The 324-nt window shown below is 42.3% G+C and carries 1 pseudogene; it reads right to left on the bottom strand.

Annotation, left to right across the window (positions count from 1 at the left end):
* Positions 1 to 134 precede the first annotated feature (134 nt).
* Positions 135 to 324, bottom strand: a pseudogene (locus EI164_RS16830) (IS1 family transposase); the annotation flags it as partial.

The following is a 324-nucleotide window of genomic DNA, read 5'->3' on the forward strand; positions in this document are numbered from 1 at the left end:
ATATTACAACCAGACTAGGATTCAAAAGGGCTTGAGCTATAAATCGCCAAGACAGATGTGGTTTGATTATTATCGTCAAGCTGCGTAACTAAAATCTCCCAAGTTTATGTATACGGATTTGACGGCAGGGGTCAGTCTCTGACGCCACAGCCTCTCACTGTCATTAGCCGTATTTTATCTTCTATTGTAGAGTGACAGCCGTTATAAGTTAGGGCATGATCGCCAATAAACTGGCGTTTGCAGTCCTTACATTGATAGTTCTGCTTGCTATAGCTTTTTTTGCCGTTTTTCTTTAAACTGGGACTGTGACAGTCGGGGCAATTG

The sequence above is a fragment of the Psychrobacter sp. FME13 genome (assembly GCF_014861395.1).
In the GTDB taxonomy this organism is placed as follows: Bacteria; Pseudomonadota; Gammaproteobacteria; order Pseudomonadales; family Moraxellaceae; genus Psychrobacter.